This is a genomic window from Vibrio aquaticus, from assembly GCF_003970385.1.
Taxonomy (GTDB): Bacteria; Pseudomonadota; Gammaproteobacteria; order Enterobacterales; family Vibrionaceae; genus Vibrio; species Vibrio aquaticus.
Window position 1 is genome coordinate 98,884 of the sequence record NZ_RXZH01000008.1, and the last position, 23,085, is coordinate 121,968.

The window sequence follows — 23,085 nt, forward strand, 5'->3', positions numbered from 1 at the left end:
AGATTAAATACTTCCCGGTAAAGAAAACGCAGAGAAGAAGTTCGGTACGAAGGGGTTATTTTGCCCTTGCGTTTTAATATCTAGCTCAACATTACTGTCTTTAAACGAGAACTTCACTTGCGTTGTTTGGGAAGTAGCAGAGACAACATGAGGAGTGAGTAGCCTGAACCAAGCCCAGTTACCGCTGAATGTTTCATTCGCAATTTGCTCTCCTTGAGCGACAAGTTTAAAGCTAATGGTGTCTTTGCTTAGGTCGGTCGCCGACCAAGATTGTTTACTCCATAGGCGAGGCCCATGACGATAACTGAACAGCGCTTTATCTGCATCAATTGAGAACTGGGTTAAGTTGGCACTCATCTCTTGAGCCTTTAACTGAAACTCTAGCGACAAACTTTGCGGATCATTCAAAAACAGCGCATTGCGAATATCTTCTGCTTTGCTGATCATTTGCCATACGTTCGGGTCTAAAGCTAGGCCGGTGTTCGGAAGTAACCCCGGCAAGAAAGGGGAACGCTCATCAGTGATAAACCCTTTCAGTTTTGTCTTATAGAAAGTATCGAGTATGCCGTTGCTTTGGAAAAAGCTCTTCACATCACTCGTAGACGCATCTAACGAGGAACCGCCTTTAAACGGATAATAAGCAGCAATGGTATTTTCATACGTTTGGAACACTTCGGTTTGCCAAGCGCTATTCAGATACTCATGGGCAAGTTGCATGACCATTTCATTCGTTTGTTGAGTCACGCCTTGGATGATCTGTGTCGAAATAGCCGGCTGACCTGACATAGAGGCTGCCAAATCTGAAACAGGATTACCTACCTTAAGTTCAGCGGTTAAGGTGTTGTACGCGACTTGCTGAGGTTGAGCTGCGCTGTAAAACTTGTCTAACCAAGTTTCGAGAGCAGTAAACTGACCAAGTAATGTATCAATAGGTTTTGCGTCTTGGTTAGCTGCTCTCACTTGCTGGTGGTATGGCATAAAGGCGATATAGATTTGTCGCGCGGTTTCCTTTTTCTCGACGTCTTGCTGCGGAGGTGGCGCATTCTCATCGCTTTCCACTTTTGGTACTTCGATCTCAAGTGATGTGTATTTACTGATCGTTGTATAGAGCTGAGCGAGAGGATTATTCGATGCTGTGGTCAGTACCGATAAGGTCGACTTGAGCTGGTCCGGCGAATCATTAGTGTTCACTTCAACACCGTTGATAAAGTCACGCCAGTAATTGATGTAGTCAGCTTGATACATCTGCTTTAGATCGCGGCTCACGCGGTACATTTCTAGAGCACTTGGCGAGTTTCCAGCCACACCTTCGTAAGCTTTGAGCGCTTCGTGGAGTAACGGTGACTCGACTGACAGGTCCAGTTCGTTAAATCCTGATGGTGTGAACAAGTAAGGAACGAGATAGCCCGCATAGTTAGGTGAAAAACTTAACAGTTGTGCAAAGTTTTCCCCAAGCTCTGGTCGAATATCAATACGCTTAGAATAGGTTGATGAATTAATGATGTGCTCGTAGAGCAAAGTTTCGATGCCGGTTTGATTGATGACCTTTTTCGCCAAGCTTTCAAGATCAAAATTAGGTTTAGTCGGCACCAAGTCTTGGGCGAATACATCATCTAGCAGCACTTTTAATTGGGCTAGGCTCACACTGTCAGCTTCACCTTGGTCACGAAGTGAAGAAATGAAATACAGCTTGAGCTCTTCAATGTTGGTTCTGTTTTGATTAAACAACAAACGGTAGTTGTTTAGCAGGGATAACGTTTGTGATTGGTCTTCGAGGTTGACGTAAACAAACAGATCCTTTTCGAGCGTTTTCTCCATAGAAGGGATCAGCACTTTTTCTAACTCATTAAAGTACGCATCTTCGACTTCTTGCTTAATGCTGGAACTCGGCATAAATGGCAAGGTGTACCAAGGGTCTGGTCTTAAGTAGAGGCTATAAATCCGATTTAGTGAGTATAAGTTAGGGATGTTTTCACCCATATTTTCTATATCATACGGAGCGGCGGAGACAGACTCTTTATAGTGCTCCAACATGCTATCTGCACGAGCCTCTCGCGCGTTTTGATAATCGAAATCGAGCTTCAATATCGTGAGAATCGCAACAAGAGTGACAGCGCAAAATATAGTGTAAGCGCCTTGCCAAAACAGCAGCATATTCTCTTTGCGGCGATTGACACCCACCAACTCATGTTCATTCAACACTACGTGACTCATAAGGTGCTGAGCAAACAGAGACTGATTGACCGGCATTTGCTGTTGTTGCTGGAATCGTTCGTTGCCTAAAGAGTCATTGACCACATTCGCTAATAAGTCATATTGCGTGTCGTTTGAACCGCTATGGGTAAAATAGAATCCACGGAAATTGAGGCCATTATTCAGCTGGTCTCCACGGAACAATCGTTGTAAAAAATGCCATAAAGACTGCTTGAGCAAACCAAATTGATACGGGGCCGCGCAGATCGAATTACGAAACTCTTGATTTAACTGCGAGGAAAGCGCACTGCCTGTTGTGGCAATCAGTTGTCCAATCAGATGGTCATACTCTTCATTGAACCAATCGGCATCAACACCACCGTTTTTCATCACAGGGGCGGTTGCGCCGAAAACTTCATTGCGTTTGGATTCATCAAATGCGGAAAAGAACTGGCAGAAGTCGTTGATCTGGCCCATTTGGGTGATGACGTTATAGATGGGTAAATCTAATCCCAAAGCGTCATTGAAGGTTTTTATGGTCGACTTCGTCTGATCAGCTTTTTGGGTCAGCAGTTCTTGGTTCTCTAAAAGCATAGAGACTTCAGTAGTGAGCAAAATACCGTTAGCAGCTTGTCTTGGTCGCCATTTGTTTAAGCACTTACATAAGGTTTTAAGGTAGGCTGGTTGTTGGTCTTCACCCATGCTAAGGGAGATAAGAATGGAGTGCTCACTGAGCCAGAAAAGAATAGGAAACTCGATATCGTTACCGAAGTCATCGAGCTTATAGGCCTCGTATCCCATTTGGGTAATGATGCTTTTATCTTTATTTGGGTCGTCACTCAGCATCAGGTAGATAGGTTGGTCATAACGACTATTCAAACGCTTTTTACGCTTTTGAACGTTCAACATGCGCTTGAAATGCAGGGCGAGCAATTTACTGCGCTTTTGAATCAACAGGTTTTGTTGATTGGTCGTAGCGCTTTTGGTTTTTCGTTGCATTAACCAATAGGTAAGTAAGCCAAGTAGAATGCCAGTTAAAAGCGTTGAAACAATGCCGGCAACCCAGTGATCTGGGTAGCCAAGTAACCAAGTCAGAATGCCACCAATAGTTAGCGTGATAAAGGTGATAGCCGTAGCCCAAATTAGGCTGCGTTTGTTGCTTTTTGGCTTAGAGGATTTGCTTTCACTCATCGATTATTGGGCCTCTTTATTATCATTTTTAGTAGAGTGGGTGTTTCTGACGATGATAGGTGTAATGCTGTCGTTCTCTGCGTACCACTTCTTGATCTCAGTCGCTTGAGCTGACGAATTACTGCGAACAATGACGCGATAGTAGGATTCAAATTCATCGATCACTGGTTCGTATTTAGATGGCGACAGGTTGGCCACAAAGCGAGTTGCATTGTCATTGCTTTTGAAAGTAGCCAACTGCACTAACCATGACGATTGGCTAGTTGCGAGGTTCGCTGGTGGGGTTGCGCTCACCATCTCAACTTTGCTGGCTTTTTTTGGTAAAGAGTCGAGATCCGCATCGTCACTGATGAAGATAATATCATTGACTTCGCCAGACAAAATGTAGCGAGTGCTAAAGTCTGGCAAGTTAAAGAAATCTCGTGCGCGTTGAGCATGTGTTTTATCGTACCAAAAATAGGTAAGTAGCACGCTGGTCACTAATAAGCAGGAAAAGAATAGGGTCGTCAGGAAATAACGCTTTCTTCGTGTCGGCTTACGTACTTTGGGTAACTTGATGCGCGTATGACAATGGATGTTACCCGGTTGACGATACTGACTGAGCACTTGTTCCAGCTGGTGGATAAAGGTTTTTAGTTGTTCGCTACCGGTTTCTCGATATTGGCCTTTAAACCCGATATTGAGGAAGATGTGAATGATCTCCAAGAGATCAATCAGCTTATGCGGCTGTCTCAGCGCTTTTTCTGCCACTGTGAAGAACAGCTCACCACCATTACGCATGCCAAATAGGTCACTGAGTAAGGTTTTGTTTTCCCAACCTCTCGATTCTCCCCATTCGCTGTAAATGATCAATTCATCTAATACAACGGCGTAAAGAAAACACAGCTTATCAATCACGGCAACGGGGTAGGTTAGCTCAGCACCTTTGGTTTTGATGTCATTAATACTGTCGACAAGTTGCTGTCTGAGCGCCGCTACATCATCGGGTTCGGGCAGGGTCGAGACTTTTACCGTAATAGCCAATAGTTCACTGCTGATGTTGAGCAGCTGGTTTTCCGCTTTATCGAAGTAATGTAAAAACTCACCACGGCCTCGGCTTGGATCAACCATGCTCCAAGTGTCCAGAGGTGAATCATCATCCTTGCTCACAAAGTCTGCTTGCTTTGCGTCCCATACGAGCGTTTCTTCGTCTAAGTAATCCATACAGTTATCTCAACGCGTAAAGCATTACGTCTATATCGGCGATTCGCGTATCAACATGCAAGGCAATTGCATCGCGATTTTCAAGCATCTCCAGCCACATACGGTCAGAGCTATCGACTTCAAAGTAAGACGTTCCCTGCATTGGTTTTAGCTCACTTGGTGTTACAGGTAGAGGGGTTAACTTAATACCAGATAGGCCGTTACGGACGATTTCCACAATGCGTGCGTTGTTGCTTAGCTTCGCGGCAATCGGGAATACTTCATTCAGCTCGGAACTGCTGATGGTTGACTTCACTGCGAGCACAAAGCGGCGGTTAGCCACACTAGCGGTATCTTTAATCAGACTGCGTAAGAGTCGGCGCTTTTCGAACAATGAACTGTCCCAAGCAAATTCAAGTACAGAATCCTGCTGCACAAGGGTCAGCATGTTACGTAGGGATGAGAACAATGGGTTAAAGCTGTCGTACAACTTATGGTATTGCAGCGGCTTACAGGTTTCAGGGATCGCAGGTGTTAGCGCCATGATCTGAGCTTCAAATTTACGCAGTTGAGCATAAAGTTGATGCGTTTGAAGTTTTGGGTTGGCGATGGTTAAGTCAAACCAAGGAAGCCATGTGTTCAATGTTTGCAACCATAGATAATCGTGCATCATCGACTGAGGGCTTTTCTGACCCTCACCAGCTTGGATACGCTGAAGTAGGGTCGTCGCGCGATTCGAAGTGAGAGCATGGATCTCTTTAATGCGTTCAAGCAATAGCTGAGAAGCGCCAAAATGGAGACAAGCCGGTATAAATGCGCGATCTAGGACCACTTCACCAGACTCGGTGCACTCTAATACTTTCGCGACAGGGATTAAGGTAAAGCCTGATGTGTCTTCACCTTGCAGCTTAATAGAGATGTTTAGGTGCGCGACATCGACTTCTACGCTGGCGTTTTCTGACGTTGAGGTATCAAATACATTGACGGTACGAGTGAGGTATCGACCTTGATCAGACTGCTCTTGTCCGTAGTCGTTGTTACCTTGTAAGGAAATTGGCAGAGCAAGGTATACTACGGTTTCAATGCTGTGTTCTGGAATGTCTCTTGCGACTTCATGGTTTACTTCAAAGTGAGTGCCATCAGGGAAGACACCAGCACTGCTGGTAATAGAAAGTTTGCCGATCTTAAGCAATTCATGATTAATGGTCAGTTCAGTCACACCGTAAAAGGGCGCAAACCCCGCTAACGTTTCTACGTTTTGTCTCACGTAGTTTTGTACATAGCGGTCTTGCTGCTGAAAATGTTGTGGGGCAATGAACATGCCTTCTTGCCATACTACTTTTTTAAACGCGTCCACGTAATTTCCCTATCTACTGACTAAAATAATTGCCACCAGCTCGAGTCTGGCGTCACAATGTTCAATGAGGCCGTTGCCCCTTCAATGGTAAGTTGGAGGAACTGATCCTCTTCGAGTGGCAAAGTGGAATACGCCTTTGCTTCGCTATTTTGATAATCGATAAACTCAACCAATACTGCCACGTACTGGGTGGTCGAATTGATATCTAAAGTCTGTGTCACTTTTGTCTCGGGCATCACCATCGGAAGTATCTGCTTTGATACGAGATTAGCGCTCAGTAAAGTGACATCGTTGGAGTACAAGTCGATAAACGGTAGCTGATTAAACATCTGAGCATCCGTTAGTTGGTATAAACGCACCGCGACAGGGTTTGCCTGGTTGTTGTCTGACGGATTAATCGTATTGTCAGACGACACCGCCAATGTATATTGCGACACAACGGGTACTGGGTCAGATGAACAGCCCACTAACGTGAGAAGTAACAGGGTTGATAGCCACCTCGCCATTAGCTTTCCTCTCGCTGCTTCTGCATGTTTTCCATAAACAGAGCTTTAAATTGGCGACGGAAGTCTCCACTTTGTTGGCGATGTTGGAAGTGCTTGCGATAGATTTTCCAGTAACGTTTATCTTTATTGGTGAACATCCCACCTGAGATATATTCACTAAACTGGGATTCCAGTTCTTGTGGCGCAAATTCGTTAAGGAACTGATCAACCGTTTTTTCTAACGCATCAAACAGCGCGTCATGGTGAAGCATCGGGTTCTGCAAATACTGCTGGTTCTTTTCAGATTGAATCAGCAGTTTTTCGATGGACGCTTCTAAATGAGAGTGATTAGGGCTGTCCAGCGGTAACAGTTCGAGATCCGAACTTGGTTGATATTGAGGCTGGGGAGCAATCTCATCGACCTCAACATGCTGGGCGATCGTCTCGCGCTCTATATCTTCGAATGGGTCAGAGGCGAAAGGATCATCACTCAATACATTTTCATGTGAAAAGCCGTGCGATTTTACTTCCGCGTCAGGCACTCGTTCTTGTTCGAGAAAATCCGTATCATCATCAAGATTTAACTCAAACGGCTGAGTCAAAGGATCGTCAAATGGGCTTTCAGGGGCAGACGTTTGTGGAGAGACCATAGTCGATACGAGCATGGTGTAGCTTTCCACTTTGAGAATATCACCATCACTCAATGGATATTCTTTGTCTCGGCTGAGAGGTTTGTCATTGAGAGCCGCACTGTTTTGGCCTCGACTGATATAGATATAGCCACGATCGGTAAGGCGTACCTCGCCGTGCAACCTTGAGATACGCTTGCTTTGGTCTGGTAAAGAAACATCACAATCAGGCGCACGACCAATAGTGCCGCCTGATTCTGGAAAATACACAACTCTAGAGGTGACAACCTCTTCAGTGGGTACAGAAATCAAGTGAATGCTGATAGCCACTAGTTACCTCTCACATTTTGAAACCGCTGCATTAAATGCAGATAGAAAACCAGAATACTTGTTTAGGAAACGATTCGAAAAATACACACCCATCGGTTTAGTCTCGTGGGCTTTAGATTGGAAAAAATCGCTTGGTAGTTCGGCTGTGTCTAACTCTCGTTGAAAGACAAGCTTATCCTCTAGCGCGATATCAATTTCCCTTTGTTTTAAAAGCTTTAGTAATACTTTAGCATCTCGTGGCTGTTTCACTACATTGAACCCATTACGTTTTAGCCAAAACCACTTATTCGACCCAAATTTGGCAGAGAACTTAAGGTTTAACTTTGACAACTCATTGATTTTAGGTTCAACACCCGGGCCGAAATACCAAACTAACTCTTGCTGCGCGATAGGTGCCGAAAGGGTGGCGTAATCATCACGTTCCGTGGTTTGAGTCGCGACAAAAAACGCATGTTGCGCACCACTATGAACACGTAATTGTGCGTCCGACCATGCGGTCATCGTGAGTTGATAGGGTTGCCCCATCTTTCCCAGAGCACACTTTACTTTATCTAGCGCCACGCCTTGCATTTGGCCGTGTTTATACTCTTGATAAGGTGGCCAATCTTGGGTGGTCAGTAGTAAGCGAGATGGGCCAAACGTTGGCTGTGCGTAAACGTCAGCACTGAATTTTAGGCTGATTAATAGTATTAGGCAGAAAGTAAGACTCGGAATCATTCTTGCCATTCATTCCCTCCAATGAGCTCGGAAATTTTTAGAATAGAAACAGGAGGATAGTAATCCAATGTTCGTGCAGCGCCGATATTTACAATATAGGAGTATTGGCTTAAAGGTTCTATCGGTACCTCTTGAGGAATCTGTTTGTTTGTTAAAATTTGTTCGGCTTTGTGACCTGCGAACTCCCCCACGTTGTAATAGCGGCTGACAATACCGAATAAAGCATTGTGTTTACGAATCGGTGACTCGGTGGCAGAGAAGGTTGCGATACCTTGTTGGTGAAGACTCTCGATGATCGCTTCACCTTGGCTGATGATGTATGAATCAGGCGGCAGGTAAGCGAGCTGAACCTTATCTTCCAACATCGTGTCGATAACAGCATCTAAGGATGCTAAATCTGGTTTGCTGTTTTTGGTGCGTAAAGGGTACAAGTAAACATCCATACCGAACTTCGCTGACAGCATTTGAATCTTACGGGCGGTGATGACCGCATTGTTCTCTAGTGGGTTAAAGACAATCCCCATGGTCTGGATGTTGGGTAACTTCTGGATGGCATTGAATTGCACTTTGTGTGGCACGATATGGCTCACCCCAGTGAAGTTACGCGTAGACTCTGTAGTACTTGAAACGATCTTCGATCCAACCGGATCGGTAACGATACTGAATACGACAGGGGTATTGCTGTTTACACGAAAGTCAGACGGCTTATCTTCGGTACCAAGCAACGACAAGGTGGTGGTTGTACCAAAGGTATAAATCAAGTCGGATTCGTAACGTTCGATCTGAGCAATATGTTGGTTCAATGTTTCCTTATCACGTTTAGCATCTAGCAGTGTGTATTTAACGTCCATCTGGCTGGAAAGGTAATCCATAAAGCCACGCTCTGCATCTGTTACACCACGCCAGAGCAACATCACGACTTGTTTTGAATCGTTCGAAGAGGCCATGACGCTAGTGGAAACCGAGACGAGTAATGCGATCAGAACTGGAACGAGATATTTCATTTGGCCACCTCCAACTGCGAACGGTCACGTTTGGTGAACAGTGCGTAGAAGACAATAAGAATGGCTGAGCTGAAAAACAGGGTGATGCCGAATAAGACGATGGTTTCTTGGTAACCAAACAGGCTCAAGCTCAAACCAGCCAGCATTGGCCCAGTGATATTGCCGATACGCTCAGTCAGACGGAAAATACCGATGGTTTTGCCTTTATCGATGCCTTCGTTGGCAAGCAGCTCCATAACAAGTGGAATTTGAGGCGACACACTAATTCCGTGAGCGATGCCAATCATAATAACGATGAGCAACAGGCCAAGTGTTCCGGGCAACATCATGACATTGACAAGCGCAAGACCAGAAAGCAGCCCACCAATCACAATGAATCGAATCTTGTTATTCCAACGATCCACTAAGAATGCGCTAAGTGGAGAGATAATAATGATGGCGAGACCGTAGCTCATCATAACTCGACCAGATACGGCGCTGCTTTCACCTAGAGATTGCAAGTAAACAGGGCACAGGTAGTACAAGAAACCCGTTAGAACGACCTTAGAAGGGATAGCGCTACAGAACGTAATCAGCGCAAAGTATTTGTTGCTAAGGAGCACTTTAAAGTCATTAAGGCTGACCGGTTTACTCTGTGCATTCGTACCGCCGCGGCTAAAGAAATTCATGACAAACAGCACGCTCGCCAACGCAAGCACCGCCGCTAAGACAAACGTTACATGGTAGCCAAGCTTGTCGGCGACAATGCCACCGATCGCAGCGCCACACAGTGAGCCCGCGAAGAAGGCGGATAAAAACGTCGACATGCCTTTGGTGCGGTTTTTAGTGGTTGTTGTATCGGTGATATAGCCTTGCGCGGAAATAAACACGATACCGTAGCCAACCGCGGTATAAGCTCGAACGAGAAGCAGCAGCTCCAACGTTTGGCATATTGCGGTTAACGCGAGCCCTGAACTGGTGATTAGGCCGCCAACAATTAATGACTTTCTGCGTCCGACTTTATCTGACCAGTAACCGGCAAAGGGCAGCGAAATTGCCCAGCAGAACATGAACAACGAGATAGGTAAGCTAGTAATTAAGCTTTCTGGAATCCACGACTGTGAATGGCTTAAGCTCGCGACAAAGTTCGGGAAAAACGCCAGTGATGCGGCTTCAGAAAAGACCAACATAAAGAGTGGTAAGCGGATAAAGCGGTAGTCTTGAACGCTTTGCGTTGTCAGTTCTTCATTATTTCCATTGCGGCGGACGATGTTATTTAACGTGCCAACAATATTCCCTAGTTCATCTTTTGCTGAAACTTGAGCCACCCAACTGGCTTGGCCGCTTTTTATACCGCGAAGAAGCTGCTTTATTTGGTGCCAAGGTTTAATGATCATGAAATTACAAACAAACAGGATAATTTCTATCACAATCAACGCGGAGGCAATTAGCACGGTCACCATATCCATCAAACTGTCTTCCAATAGTTGAGGAATGATGTTGGTATCCGTTGTCAGGCGAAGTTGAATGGTTGCCGAGTCGTCAATTGGAAGTGTAGAGGCGAATATAGAACTATCGTCGAACTGATAAGCTTGGTAATGATAGAGGTCATTACCGGCTTGTTGCAGTTGAATAGATAGAAGCTCAGGGTGCTGAGAAGTGTAGGCTGCAAATTCATCCTCTAAGCCATCTAATCGATTCAGTGGTACACCTTGCTCTAACAGACGTTTAATCATGCTAGACAGCGTGTCACCAATGACGTGAGACTTTTGCTCTAACTGAGTTTGGTAAGTGACGGAGAACTTATCCAGCGCTTGGTATGAACTCCCAATGTTAGAGGTAAAGGTAAGCACAATAGCGAGCGTAATAATCAATAATGGGAAGTAGTGGTCTCGGAATTGTTGCCACTGACTTTTCCCTTGAGCGCTGAAAAACGCTTGATGCGCGGCATCGATACGTTGTTCATCGGTTGCGTTTGTTTGTTCTAATGCTTGCTGAGTCGCTTGTACCTTTTTAAGAATGAAGTCTAAACTAAAGTTTAAAGCAAAATAGCCGAGGCCGGCAGTAAACAACACCCACAATAGGGTATCGACAATTTGCTGTGTGAGCAGAGTAGACTTGATGTTGTCGAGATAAGCAGTCGAGTAAAAGAGGTTAAGCTGTCCCTCTTTTTGTCCAAACGTATTGGTGATGTTAGCGCTGATCATACGCTCTACTTTGACATTTTCGCCAGCAGAATAGTGGGCGATACCATTCTTATCGAGTACTTCGATCTTGGTGATCCCATCGACCAGGGCAAGACGCCTTTCCAATAACGATTGAATGTTTGAAATAGCGGTAAGCGGCAAACCCAATGTCATTGCTTGTTTAATGTCATTGTCCGTTTCGTTTAGTACGACTTGATAGGTCGAATCGCTCGTCTGAGTTAGCCGCTTTTCAAAATTGAGGTAGTTAAGAGTGGTATTGAGGCCGTTGGAAAACAGCAAGACAGCGATGATCGCAAGTACGAGCTTAACGCGCAGCGAGAACAACGAACGTGACTTGTGATTCATCGAGTTATCCATTACAACTTTCCTTCGGCCCTATTACTACTTGATCGTGAGCTCAAAGCCCGTTGCATTGTTTGCCGCAACAACAGAAACCTGCTCAATTGGCTGCTGTTGGCTTAAGCGACTAATGCACTCTTCTGCGAGTTTAGGCATGAGTGAGCGATTGATGATCTGCTCCACAGCACGACCACCTGTGGTTGGGTCCGTGTTTTTACCGACAACAAAATCAACAAACCCCTCATCCCAAGTAAAGCTAGCTTGATATTGCTCTGCCAGTTTTTTCTTAATACGGTTGAGAGAAATCTCGGTGATTTTACCTAGCTCTTCATCGTTCAACGGGTAGTAAGGGACGATGGTCGTACGACCAAGGAACGCCGGTTTGAAGTAATGCTGTAAGTCTGGACGAATACTCTCAAGCAGATCGTCGTTGCTCATACGTTCATCTTGGCTTTCACATGCATCACAAATGGCCTGATCAGCAGCATTGGAGGTCATGATGATGATGGTGTTTTTGAAATCAACGGTACGACCTTCACTGTCTTTAATATGGCCTTTATCGAAGATTTGATAGAAAAGGTCATGGACACCTGGGTGTGCTTTTTCCATCTCATCAAGAAGAAGGACTGAATATGGATTTCTTCGGATAGCTTCTGTCAGCACGCCGCCTTCACCAAAGCCGACATAACCGGCAGGAGAGCCAAGCAGCATTGAGATTTTGTGCTCTTCCTTAAATTCAGTCATGTTGATGATGGTCATATCGTTGCTTCCACCATACAGTTGCTCCGCTAGCGCCATGGCGGTTTCTGTTTTACCGACACCACTTGGGCCACACATTAAGAACACACCGATAGGTTTGCGGCTGTCAGTTAAACCTGCACGTGAGATGCGTATCGCTTTTGCCAGTTCCTGTTTAGCAACGTCTTGACCAATAACTCGCTTGTCTAATTCTTCTTCTAAAGAAAGTAGGCGAGCGATCTCGTCACTCATCATGTTACCAACAGGGATGCCGGTCCAATTAGCAATGACTTGCGCGATGGTATTGTCATCGACCATCGCATTTACCAAGGGTTGCTCGCCTTGCAGTGTTGCAAGCTCATCCAATGTATCGTTTAGCGCTTTCTGTTTGGTTAAGTCAGGCGCTTGGTCTTCATCGGCGTGGCTGATTGACTCTTGTAGCGCCTTAATCTTATCGACAAGCTCAACTTCTTGTTCCCAACGTTTGTTAAAGGCTTCAAGTTCCAGCTCATTCGATTGAATAGTCGCAGTGAGTTCAGCGATTTCATCTTCAGCAATGCCAAACAAGGCATTCTCTTTTTCTAGCGCGGCTTTCTCATTATTTTGATAACGAATGCTTTGCTCTAAAGATTCAATGACTTCTGGTTTCGCGCCTTGTGTCAGTGCGATACGAGCACTGGCGGTGTCTAATAGGCTGATGGCTTTATCAGGCAGTTGGCGACTTGGTAAGTAACGGATAGAGAGGTGAACAGCGGCATCAATCGCGGATTCGGCGATAAATGCACCGTGGTGTTTTTGCAATGAGACTGCAACGCCGCGTAGCATCTGTTTCGCATCTTCTGCATTTGGCTCTTCAATCGAGACAACTTGAAAACGGCGTGTAAGAGCAGGGTCTTTTTCGAAGTACTTTTTGTACTCAGCCCAAGTGGTTGCCGCAATGGTTTTAAACTCACCACGAGCTAGAGCAGGTTTGAGAAGGTTAGCGGCATCGTTTTGACCAGCTGCACCACCAGCGCCAATAAGCGTATGCGCTTCATCAATAAAGACGATAATAGGCACTTCGCTATTTTTTACTTCATTGATGACATCTTTAAGGCGATTTTCAAACTCACCTTTGACGCTCGCACCGGCTTGAAGAAGACCTAAATCTAACGAGTGGATCTGAACACCTTGCAGCGCACCGGGTACTTCATCTGCCGCAATGCGAAGTGCTAACCCTTCTACAACGGCTGTTTTACCGACCCCTGGTTCACCGACCATGATTGGGTTGTTTTGGCGCTTACGACAAAGAATATCGATGGCTTTACGAACTTCCGCATTACGCCCTGAAATGGGATCAATGTTTCCGTCAATCGCTTGCTGAGTCAGGTTTACCGTGTACTTGCTCAGTGCATCATTGCCTGTTGCTTGACCCGCTGATTGAGCTTCACCTGAGGCGGTGGTTTTAGCGCGCGCAACCGCTGTTTTGTTGATCAATCCTTGAAGTGATTCCAAAGAGACAGACTGCAGGCTTTCAAGCTGAAGTGTATTCACACCGAGTACGTTTTGCTGCAATAGGGCATGGATTAAGTGCAGACTGATGATTTCCCCGTGACCGTAATTAACAGAGGCCAGCATCCAGGCATCTTTAACCAACTCAGTAAGTGCTTGGCTTAATGTTGGTTGACCTTCATTTCCTTTAGGCAGGCGAGAAATTTTGCTCGAAAGTTCATTAACGATGTTGTCCTGAGAGAGATTTTGAGACTGAATCAAATTGCTCAGGTGCGTATCTTGTTGTGAGATTAGCTGTAGCAACCAATGTTCAACTTCGATAGACGCCACACCTTGGTTCATTGCCGCGCCGGCCGAGACTTCAAGTGCTTGTTTAAGCTCGGGTGACAGCTTGGCCACCAAATTAGTTAATGTTACTTGTGTCATACATTTATCCTTGTATTTCAAAGTCACAGCGCTTTACAGCAACTGGCGCTCTTATTTGAGCAAAATACGAACCCTTTGCTGAGGCTTCCGCTCCGGAGCGAGGCAATCTACCTCGCCAAGTTTTGCCGCATTCATACGGCTTGAGGAAAGCTGTGGGCGTGCTAAATAAGCCCGCTTCACCTCTAGGTAAATCGATACTGGTGTGTTGTCTCTGAGATAGTGCTGAATCAGTTCGGTCATACAACCAGCCAGTTCGCGATCATTTTGTATATCGGTCAACTCTTGTTCATTCGCGGGTAAGATTGAGACCAACAGATGAGTAAAGTGCGTTAAGCAGGTTTTGCCAATGAGAAACCCCTGACCAATACGACTGTTGTATGCGCGATCTGTCCCCAAACGAGTCAGAGAGTCGTTTGGCAATTGTCTACGCTCAGATTGTTTGGTCGTGACCTCAATTTGATAGGGAAAATAATCATTCAAAATCTGCTTTAGCGTTTTAATGTTGCGCGTTTGTTGATTAAGCAGCAGTGAATATTGGAATAGGTGCGAATGCTGCTCTTTTAATGATGCGAGTTCGCGGAGCATTTGTGTTTTTTCAGGTGCAAGCTCGTCTTGCACCAATAACCACTGTTTGCTTTCAAGTTGAGCGGCAAGCTCAAAGTAACGTTGATTGAACACGTCCAAGAAATCTTTTAGCGCATGGTCATCATCGTGAAGCGAAAGTAACAGTTCCTCGTAGATATAATAAGGAATGACCCCTTTAACACCAGATAGCGCCTCTTTGGCGAGACGAAATTTAGCGCGATTATCTTTAAGCGAGAAATATTGGATCTCGCTGGCGTCACCCGTTGGCATGGCCTCGGCCTTCAGTACGATATGTATCCTTTGTTCAGAGCTCGCGATGAAGTGCGTCAATAAACGCATTGCTTGAACAAAGTCGTACTTTTGAGGTTGTTGGCTGAGGTCGTGAATGAGCGTCATGTTATCTCCCGTATCCATTAAAGCGCGCATTGGCTTCCGTGGAATTTCGGGTAGCGTTTAACGTAACCGTCTCGGCCATACACACGAATAGAAAGCTGAATATAGCGGTCGAAACTGCAATATTGTTGGAAGAAACGATTGAGAACATCACTAAAGGCTAAGAACCCAGTTTGGCTATCAAGCATTACTTCGATTTCGGTTCCCGGACAAAATACATTTTTTCCGAGAATACGCACCGCCGAAACCTGAGAACGGAAGTTAACCTCTCGTATCGTTTGTATCTCGTCACTTGAAACTTGGTTTCGACTACATAGTTGAAGCATCTGTTTGAGTGCTTCTGCTGGATCTTGGCTGTGCAATAAAGAAGTGAAGTTTGCATTGAGCAATGCGATGAATTGCCAATGGAGCTGACTGTCATTCTCTTTTTTGATTGGAGAACTTGGCGGATAAATCGCATTAAATGCACCCGGCAAGTTAATGTTTTCAAGACATTCAAACTCACCTTGGACTGAACAAGCGGTTTTCCCGTTGCTGCACAGGAGTCGAGTCCCGTAAAGGCGATTGAATTCGAGTTCTTGCTGGTTCTGCAGAGAAATCGCTAACCGAAACTCATTGTTGCTATCACGCAAACTCTGCCAGTGGTCAGCCTGTTTATCAGAGCGGTAACTGTCTTTAAATAGTGGCACCAACAGTTTTTCGCCCATCGGGGTAATTTCAAATACTTCTTTTACTTCAACGATCTCAATATCATCATCACTGTGTGAATCCGCATTCACCGGGATACTGAGACTACGTTGATCATAACTGGTCGGTTCGCCTGTTTTATCAAACAAATTGATCGCTGGAACAATGTTGAGCTTAAATACATGACGGTCGAAAAGGCGGATAAACTCACTCGGCAAGCTGTGCATGAATAAGTTTAATACCACCTCAGACTCATCGAAGCTTGTTAGAGCGTTGCCAAACTCATGGATTCGGAAAAATTGACGTTTTTCCTTAAAGAAGAAAAATTCACTGACCAATTGAAAACCAGAGAACTGATTGCCTTTTTGAGGCAAAAAGCGGAACGCTTCGTCGCTAACACGGTTAGTTAACAGGCTAGGGTCAAGAACCACATGGTTTTCACCACTCACATCCGACACTGAAATCGCTTGGGTCTCAGCAAGCAACAATTCAACCAAAGAATCAGCGTTGTTTTCGAAACCTTGCACAAATAGGTCGAGCGTATCGCAGCTCAAGGCACTGAAGTGAGTATCCGGATCTTGCGTCGATAACTTAATTTGAATAACGCCGGTTGTCAGTTCGGTCCCTTTAGGGCGATTGAATTTAAACGGCGCGCTCGATGCGTAGGTATCGGTAATTGCAAAAGGGGTAGTGGATAAATCATCGACGGTTGCGAAGGTGCACTCTTTGCCTTGTGCGTTCGCGGTGAACTGAGAGCCTAAAGGCAAAAGGGTAGATTCAGAGAGATCGGCATCTTCGGCCAATTCTAAATACGCCACACTAGGAATTGTTTGGATGTAACTCGGATAAAGTAACCCTAAAAGGCCTTCCGTCACTTCCGGTAACTGTTCAGTGAGCTTTTTCTCTACAGAAGCATTGAGTAACGCAACGCCATCAAGTAGGCGCGCAAGACTTGGATCTTCAATCTGACCTTGATGAATGTTTAAGCGTTCTGCGTGGCTAGAGTGTTGTTGACCAAACTGACCTAAGGCACGGCGAACTAAGGTGAGTTCTTGTTCGTAGTAGCGCAATAACGGATCACTCATAACTATCCTCCGTCATTATGGTTTTTAAATTGTTCAAAGAGATTTTGGAGTCAAAGATAAGTTCTTTAAGACCTTGGGCGGTGTTTGCCTTGGCTACGATGCTAAAAGTGATTGCGTTTTCACTCTCTTTACGCTCGTTCAACTCGACTAATACATGAGTCAATCGAGGTTCAAAATGGGAGATGTATCGCTCTAAACGCAAAGCAAGCTGAGTTTGGTCTAAGCTCGCGCTGAGTAGCTGAACATCTTCGATACCGAAACGGAAGTTAGAGCGCTGCAATTCGATGAAGCGGTCATCAATATCAACCAATGACGCTTCAGACTCAAACAGGCGCGTAAGATGGTATTTGATGTCATCGAGTTCAGAATTGGTCGATGACTCACTGTTAGGTTGAATAAACGCTTGCCAAAAACTCATTACGCTACCTCATCAAACTCGGTGGTCAGAACCACTTCGCCAGAGAAATGATCGTATTGGTACTGTGGCACCATACGGAGCGTACATGAAAAGCTACCCGCACTATGAGGTGACTCAATGATGGAAACCTTGGCAAAACTCAGCGGATACTTCGACAGTGTTTCTTCATTAGCGAAAGAGACGTTACTCGAAAACTTTTCTATCCAATGGGTGAGGAAAAGTTCACACTCGGCTGCAGTGTTGAAACTACCAATCATCTCTCTAACTTGAACTTTGAGGTAGTGGGCAATACGACACGACATAAGACTGGTTTGAATTTGTGTGAGCACTTTTTCGTTGTCGGTCGTGCCGCTCATCCAAATCGAGTTGTTACCATTAAAGTAATATTTATCGCTGAGTGCACTTTTGCTCAGTGGTATAAAACCGTTCTGTGCATAGAACGTAGAGATTTGACCAAACAACACCACATCAGTTTCTGGTTTAGTTAAAAACAGGCTAGGGTGGTCTTCAATGTTCACCAGCGCCCCTTGATATTTATCGTTCCAGCGTGATTTCAAAAAACCGAACCAGTTAACTCGGTGATACTCGCGCATAACGGTTGCTACGAAGGCGAAGGTGGCATTTCCCCATAACCCTTGTCCTGATTCGTTGTAGATAAACCCAACTTTCTGGTTTTGGTAGCGAGAGCGCATGCGAATTGAAGGCATGACTAAGCCTAAAAACTTAGACGATGTTTTCTCGCGCAATGTTTGCCATGGCTGGTGGTCTTCACCGTGAAGAATTTTGTTGATTCGTTTGGTGTCAGAAAGCCAGTCGGCACGAGACTGTACAAAGAAGTCTTCATCAGGTGAGAACAACATCGGGCAAAGCGTTAGTTCGCCAAGCTTGCTTAACAATTCGATGGTAAAGAGATCATCGTAATCCGCATCAAAATCCATATCGAGTGAAATTTTGTGAGTGAACATGATGCAACCAAAAGGTTGTCCACCTAAAGTGTTGAGCTCACGATTGCCTATTTTATTAAACAGGTCCGTGGCCTTAATGGTGTAGGCTTGGTTGAGATCACTCGACACTTCACCCCAAGACATATCCAACAACTTAAGTCGGGTTTTGTTCTTATTGATTGGTAACTTTGCCAAGCCCTCTAAGCCTAACCAGCTAGCATGCAGGTTCTGAAAGTCAGGTTGATGAATCACACTGTCGAGTTGCTCGGATAGAGCATTGTCGAGTTCAACAATCAAAGAGGAAATGGTGCTTAACAGTCGCCCCTTGCTTGAAAGTGCATCAGGCGCTATTTCAGATAGCATTGAGAGAGATTCTTTTAAAAAATCACTGTCAGTGCTGTCTAATGCGGTGAAATCAGATTGCCATTGATAATCAAGATTCATATCCAACATCGTCCTTGAAAAATAATGGGGAAATAAGGCCGGACAAGCCGGCCTATAGAGGATTAACCTGGGATCTTCGCAACCATGCGAACAGAGGTAGTCAGTTCTTCAAGTTGTAACCAAGGGCGCAGGTGAGCAACGGCAGAGTAAGCACCTGGGCGACCTGGTTGTTCAACGACTTCAATACGAGACTCTGCCAACGGCGTTTTAGCGCGCTGTTCATTACCAATAGCACCTGCGTTGGTGTATTGGTCAATCCAGAGTTGCAGTTCACGTTGAATATCGGGAGCTTCAAGGTTAGAACCTAACTTGTCACGGCCCATTACTTTTAGGTAGTGAGCAATGCGGCCGCTTGCCATGATGTAAGGCAGGCGAGCAGAAATTGCCGCGTTTGCTGTTGCATCTGGGTCAGTGTAAGTTTTAGGTTGCTGAGTCGTTTGACCACCAATGAAGACACCGTAGTTGCTGTTCTTATAGTGAACAAGCGGCAAGAAACCTAGATCGCTGAGCTCTTTTTCGCGCTCATCAGTTAGGTTAACTTCGGTAGGACATTGTTGAACTAAGTCACCGGCTTCAGTCTTGTAAGTCAGGTTCGGTAGATTCTCAACTTTACCGCCATTGTCTAAACCGCGAATTGAGGTACACCAGCCAGATGCTGTGTACGCTTGAGTCATTTTCAGACCTAGATCGTACGCTGCGTTTGACCATACAAGTTGATCGTTGCTTGAAGGGTTTGGATTGCCATCCATGTCCGTATCAAGCTCTTCGTAGTCAAATAGGTTAGTTCCAAGACCTTTCGCGCCATACGGCAAACGAGCCATAGTACGAGGAAGTGTTAGCGTTACGTAACGAGCATCATCACTTTCACGGAATGAGTTCCAGGCTGCGTAAGCCGGAGAGTCGAAACCAGCTGCAACCGGCTTGCCTTCATCAAATGTTGTGAAATCATTGAATTCGAACATTTGAGCGTTAGCCGCGGCAACGAATGGTGCGTGACACGCTGCGGCCACTTCACCCATGTAGCGAAGTAGGGCAACATCTTCATCTTTTGCACTGAACTCGTAATCACCGATGAATGTGCCGTATGGTTCACCACCCGCTGTACCAAATTCGCCTTGGTAAACAGCGTTGAACAGTGGGCTGCGGTCAATTGCAGGTGCGTCTTCAAATTGCTCTAGAAGCTCTTCTTGGCTGTAGTCGACCATTTTGATTTTCAGGTCGCGGCCTAGTTCACTTTCTTTCACCAGTTTTTGCAGACCGCGCCAAGAGCCTTCAAGCTTTTGGAAGTCTTTCTGCTGCATGACTTGCGAAAGCTGCTGTGAAAGCTTTTTGTCGATTTCAGAGATTGCATTTTCGATGGTCTTGGTCAGGTTTTTATCCCATGTAACCGTACCAGAAAGCGCTTGCTCTGCCAGAACAGAAAACAGTTCTTTTGTTGTGTCGGCAGGAGTTTGTGTGGTTGCTTCAATTGCGCGATCAAGGAAGCTCAGAGCACCTTCGGCAGCGCCAGCTTCCGTTTGGGTTTGGTTTTCAGCTTCTGTGCTCATTATTCATCTCCCTCTTTTTTAATGCCAAGCTCATCAGAAAGTGCGTTGATCGTATCTGCGCTTTGAAGAACTTCTTTGAGTAGTTTTTCCAAATCGCGTGAACGGTCGGCTTTAGACAGTAGAACCTTAAGCTGATTACGTGTTTCAACTAGCTTTTTCAAAGGTTCAACTTGATCGACGATTGCTTCAGGTTCGAAATCTTTCATTGAGTTGAACTTGAGGCTTGCTTCGAACTGGCTATCATCATCTGCGAGAACGTTGTCGACTTTCATGCTGAGCTCTGGGCCAACGCGCTTCATTACGTTGTCAAAGTTGTCTTTGTCTACGTTATAGAAAGTGCGCTCTTCGACATCTTCTTTGTCTTGTTTATGGCCCGAGTAATCACCAATCACCCCAACAACAAATGGGAGTTCTTTGGTTTCTACAGCGCCATTGGTTTCCACATCGTAAGTGATACTTACGCGGTTTTTACTTACGCGTTTGTGTTGGGAATTTAGTGCCACAATGAATCTCCTTATTCAATTATGATGCTGTAGACGTTACTTTCGCTGTTGTTGCATCGAAGCCGACTTCTGGACCTTTCTCGATCTTACCGCCTTCACCTTCGATGTAGTAAGCTTTTGAAATTTCAGTATAAGTTAGGCTGAATGATTCGTTTGGAAGTGTGCCGTCAGACGCTGCCATGTTATAGCTAGACATACGAGCCGCTTTCAACGTCAAAATAAGGTATGGATCAGCACCAGAACCTTCGCGGTTTGGTTTCGTCATTACGATTTCTACTGTTTTACCTTCGCCGCCTGGAGCATAAAGGAAAGTTGTTAGGTGCGGTGTCGCGCCGTCACAGCCACGAGTCACGTTGACTTCACCTAAAGCAACCATGCCTTGGTCTGCATTGTTCGCATTACCAACGTCGATACCAACGCCACGAACAGCATTCCAGGTGAGTGTATCGATAGCGAAAAAGCCATCTTTGCCACCAATTTTTTCTACTGTTGCTGCACCTTTAGGTTTCGTGCCATCGATTCTCATGAAAATAGAAGCCATTTTATTCTCCTTTGCTATTTAGCATTGTTTACCACTCAAAGTCGGTGAGGTTGCCAGACGACTCAGTGGAGCTTTTTTCAGTTTGTATAGTTTGAGTAGGTGCACTTTCTTCCGTTGGAAGAGAAATAGAAGAAGGTGACGGTTGAGATATTTCTGCTGGAGCAGCAGCAGGAACATTCGGGGTAAAGCTAGAAGAGGGTACCTCTCCAGTTGAATTTGAAGTGACGTTAGTCGCGAGTTCGACTTTGTCTAAGTTATCCATGCCCGTAAGCTGATTAATATGTGTGATCACACTGCTGTTGCCGCCAGTCATCTCTTCGAGCAGTTCAGGTAAGCTCATATAACCCCAACGAATAGCGCGCTCTAATAAGAAAGATATTGGGCTATGAGGTTCGGTCGCTTTGAAGTATTCAGCGATTTTTCTAAGCTCTTGGAAGGCTTGATCTCTAGAGGCGACATTGGCCGAGATATTGATTGGCTGTGTCTGGAATGTTTGTGTCACACTCGCTTGAGAAGATGGATTGTGCACCTCGGCAGGCTGAGCAACATTGCCTTGAACGTTTGGCGTTGCTTCACCAGTTGACTCGGAAGCAGCAGGTTGAACGGCCTCTGGAACTGGCGTTTCTTCTACTGGGGCTTCTTGTCTAAGTTCGAATTGTTCGTCGAGTGGCCAAACTGCGAACTTGTCTTCGGCAAGGTAACGAATTGCATTGATTGAGTCGGCAATGTTCGATTTGATGTATCGGAAGCTAATTGGCGAGATACCAATGGCTTGGCACTGTTGCGCGATCGTCGTTTCTGCTTGTGATAAGTGTTGGTAGCTTTGGGCGAGTAGCAGGGTGGTTTGTTCTACTTCTGAAGAGAATAGACGCTGCGCATTTTCCTTAAGCTCAGCGAGCTCGCCAGAACGTTCTGCTCGTAAATAGTCTCCGAAGGTAATATCTTCGATCAAGCTAATGAGCTGTAATGGCATGAACAGAGCGGTAGACTCGTTACTTTCACCAACAAGTTGTAGTAGAGGCTTAATTCTAAACTCAACAATTTCTTTAGCCGCACCGGATTCATCACTGCTTTTAATTTTGTTCTCTGGCAAAGTCGGGTGGAGACAATCCCAATACTTTTCGATCAGCTGATTGAGCACTTGAGTGGAGTCTGACAGTGCTTGATAAGGATTCGATGTAAAAAGCTGACTTGCAATGTACCAACCGAGTAGCTCTAAGTCTTTCGTTGAGCTCGTCAATGCACTGAATGTATCTTGCCTAAGTTGATCCCAGTTGTTTTGGTTAGCTTCAAGCAGAGCTTCATCACCAGAAGCGTCCGGGGTTTCAATCAATTGGCGAAAAGAAGACTGAGCGGTGTTGTAGCTGTTACGTAGAGAACGATAAGCAGAACGATCTAACTTAAGATAGGTGCCAGAAGGCTCCTGTTCAGAAATTGGGCTCAATAAACTTTCGATATCTACCATACGACTTCCGTTGTCAAAATGTAATGCTTTAGTTGATGCAAGTGGTTGTTTAATTGTTGTATTAGGAAAAATCCTACCTAGATATAGTCTAGGGTTATTTTGTGAAAAGGCTCGCTCAAATTTATTATTTAACTAAAAAAGTGACAAGCATCTAGAAAATTGGACGGATCACGATTAAATTTTATCAAATCCTTGTTTGTTAAGT

17 protein-coding genes are annotated in these 23,085 nt (G+C 45.2%); all 17 read right to left on the reverse strand.

Going from position 1 to position 23,085, the window contains the following annotated elements; all coding sequences use genetic code 11:
• Positions 1-3: 3 nt before the first annotated feature.
• Positions 4-3,384, reverse strand: coding sequence for a type VI secretion system membrane subunit TssM (tssM, locus tag EJ063_RS16385; RefSeq protein WP_126575407.1), 3,381 nt, complete (start codon positions 3,382-3,384; stop codon positions 4-6).
• 3 nt (positions 3,385-3,387) lie between these two features.
• Positions 3,388-4,587, reverse strand: coding sequence for a type IVB secretion system protein IcmH/DotU (gene icmH / locus EJ063_RS16390; protein ID WP_126575408.1), 1,200 nt, complete (start codon positions 4,585-4,587; stop codon positions 3,388-3,390).
• A gap of 4 nt (positions 4,588-4,591) precedes the next feature.
• Positions 4,592-5,923 (reverse strand): type VI secretion system baseplate subunit TssK, encoded by a 1,332-nt coding sequence (gene tssK / locus EJ063_RS16395; RefSeq protein WP_126575409.1) that lies wholly within the window; start codon positions 5,921-5,923, stop codon positions 4,592-4,594.
• 20 nt (positions 5,924-5,943) lie between these two features.
• The gene (gene tssJ / locus EJ063_RS16400) at positions 5,944-6,429 is read right to left on the reverse strand and encodes a type VI secretion system lipoprotein TssJ (RefSeq protein WP_126575410.1); all 486 of its coding nucleotides are present in this window, start codon (positions 6,427-6,429) and stop codon (positions 5,944-5,946) included.
• Positions 6,429-7,367: an FHA domain-containing protein gene (locus tag EJ063_RS16405; RefSeq protein WP_126575411.1), complete on the reverse strand. Its 939-nt coding sequence runs from the start codon at positions 7,365-7,367 to the stop codon at positions 6,429-6,431. Before EJ063_RS16405 ends, tssJ begins: the two co-directional genes overlap by 1 nt.
• Before the next feature lie 3 nt (positions 7,368-7,370).
• Positions 7,371-8,093 carry a transporter substrate-binding domain-containing protein gene (locus tag EJ063_RS16410; protein ID WP_126575412.1) on the reverse strand — a complete coding sequence of 241 codons (723 nt, stop codon included), beginning with the start codon at positions 8,091-8,093 and terminating at the stop codon, positions 7,371-7,373.
• Entirely contained in the window at positions 8,081-9,088 is a 1,008-nt protein-coding gene (locus tag EJ063_RS16415; protein WP_126575413.1) for an ABC transporter substrate binding protein, read from the reverse strand. The genes EJ063_RS16410 and EJ063_RS16415 overlap by 13 nt, the downstream gene beginning before the upstream one ends.
• Positions 9,085-11,619 carry an MFS transporter gene (locus tag EJ063_RS16420; protein ID WP_244225203.1) on the reverse strand — a complete coding sequence of 845 codons (2,535 nt, stop codon included), beginning with the start codon at positions 11,617-11,619 and terminating at the stop codon, positions 9,085-9,087. The genes EJ063_RS16415 and EJ063_RS16420 overlap by 4 nt, the downstream gene beginning before the upstream one ends.
• Before the next feature lie 36 nt (positions 11,620-11,655).
• The gene (gene tssH / locus EJ063_RS16425; RefSeq protein ID WP_126575415.1) at positions 11,656-14,268 is read right to left on the reverse strand and encodes a type VI secretion system ATPase TssH; all 2,613 of its coding nucleotides are present in this window, start codon (positions 14,266-14,268) and stop codon (positions 11,656-11,658) included.
• A gap of 51 nt (positions 14,269-14,319) precedes the next feature.
• Positions 14,320-15,249 (reverse strand): type VI secretion system baseplate subunit TssG, encoded by a 930-nt coding sequence (locus tag EJ063_RS16430; protein ID WP_126575416.1) that lies wholly within the window; start codon positions 15,247-15,249, stop codon positions 14,320-14,322.
• Positions 15,250-15,266: 17 nt separating this feature from the next.
• Positions 15,267-17,018 carry a type VI secretion system baseplate subunit TssF gene (tssF, locus tag EJ063_RS16435; protein WP_126575417.1) on the reverse strand — a complete coding sequence of 584 codons (1,752 nt, stop codon included), beginning with the start codon at positions 17,016-17,018 and terminating at the stop codon, positions 15,267-15,269.
• Positions 17,011-17,436: a type VI secretion system baseplate subunit TssE gene (tssE, locus tag EJ063_RS16440; protein WP_126575418.1), complete on the reverse strand. Its 426-nt coding sequence runs from the start codon at positions 17,434-17,436 to the stop codon at positions 17,011-17,013. Before tssE ends, tssF begins: the two co-directional genes overlap by 8 nt.
• Positions 17,436-18,824, reverse strand: coding sequence for a type VI secretion system contractile sheath domain-containing protein (locus EJ063_RS16445; protein ID WP_126575419.1), 1,389 nt, complete (start codon positions 18,822-18,824; stop codon positions 17,436-17,438). Before EJ063_RS16445 ends, tssE begins: the two co-directional genes overlap by 1 nt.
• Positions 18,825-18,886: 62 nt before the next feature.
• A complete protein-coding gene (tssC, locus tag EJ063_RS16450) occupies positions 18,887-20,371 on the reverse strand; it encodes a type VI secretion system contractile sheath large subunit (RefSeq protein ID WP_126575420.1) in 1,485 nt (494 codons plus the stop codon).
• Positions 20,371-20,874 (reverse strand): type VI secretion system contractile sheath small subunit, encoded by a 504-nt coding sequence (tssB, locus tag EJ063_RS16455; protein WP_126575421.1) that lies wholly within the window; start codon positions 20,872-20,874, stop codon positions 20,371-20,373. The genes tssC and tssB overlap by 1 nt, the downstream gene beginning before the upstream one ends.
• A 19-nt stretch (positions 20,875-20,893) precedes the next feature.
• Complete coding sequence (locus tag EJ063_RS16460; protein ID WP_126575422.1) at positions 20,894-21,415, reverse strand: Hcp family type VI secretion system effector; 522 nt, start codon at positions 21,413-21,415, stop codon at positions 20,894-20,896.
• A gap of 28 nt (positions 21,416-21,443) precedes the next feature.
• A complete protein-coding gene (locus EJ063_RS16465; protein WP_126575423.1) occupies positions 21,444-22,880 on the reverse strand; it encodes a type VI secretion system protein TssA in 1,437 nt (478 codons plus the stop codon).
• Positions 22,881-23,085 lie beyond the last annotated feature (205 nt).

Coding starts and splice junctions, on each gene's coding strand:
- tssE (WP_126575418.1), bottom strand. CDS start 17,436: ATGAGTTTTTGGCAAGCGTTTATTCAACCTAACAGTGAGTCATCGACC.
- tssM (WP_126575407.1), bottom strand. CDS start 3,384: ATGAGTGAAAGCAAATCCTCTAAGCCAAAAAGCAACAAACGCAGCCTA.
- EJ063_RS16420 (WP_244225203.1), bottom strand. CDS start 11,619: ATGAATCACAAGTCACGTTCGTTGTTCTCGCTGCGCGTTAAGCTCGTA.
- EJ063_RS16415 (WP_126575413.1), bottom strand. CDS start 9,088: ATGAAATATCTCGTTCCAGTTCTGATCGCATTACTCGTCTCGGTTTCC.
- tssF (WP_126575417.1), bottom strand. CDS start 17,018: ATGAGTGATCCGTTATTGCGCTACTACGAACAAGAACTCACCTTAGTT.
- EJ063_RS16460 (WP_126575422.1), bottom strand. CDS start 21,415: ATGGCTTCTATTTTCATGAGAATCGATGGCACGAAACCTAAAGGTGCA.
- EJ063_RS16445 (WP_126575419.1), bottom strand. CDS start 18,824: ATGAATCTTGATTATCAATGGCAATCTGATTTCACCGCATTAGACAGC.
- icmH (WP_126575408.1), bottom strand. CDS start 4,587: ATGGATTACTTAGACGAAGAAACGCTCGTATGGGACGCAAAGCAAGCA.
- tssJ (WP_126575410.1), bottom strand. CDS start 6,429: ATGGCGAGGTGGCTATCAACCCTGTTACTTCTCACGTTAGTGGGCTGT.
- EJ063_RS16430 (WP_126575416.1), bottom strand. CDS start 15,249: ATGACGCTCATTCACGACCTCAGCCAACAACCTCAAAAGTACGACTTT.
- tssC (WP_126575420.1), bottom strand. CDS start 20,371: ATGAGCACAGAAGCTGAAAACCAAACCCAAACGGAAGCTGGCGCTGCC.
- EJ063_RS16410 (WP_126575412.1), bottom strand. CDS start 8,093: ATGGCAAGAATGATTCCGAGTCTTACTTTCTGCCTAATACTATTAATC.
- EJ063_RS16465 (WP_126575423.1), bottom strand. CDS start 22,880: ATGGTAGATATCGAAAGTTTATTGAGCCCAATTTCTGAACAGGAGCCT.
- tssH (WP_126575415.1), bottom strand. CDS start 14,268: ATGACACAAGTAACATTAACTAATTTGGTGGCCAAGCTGTCACCCGAG.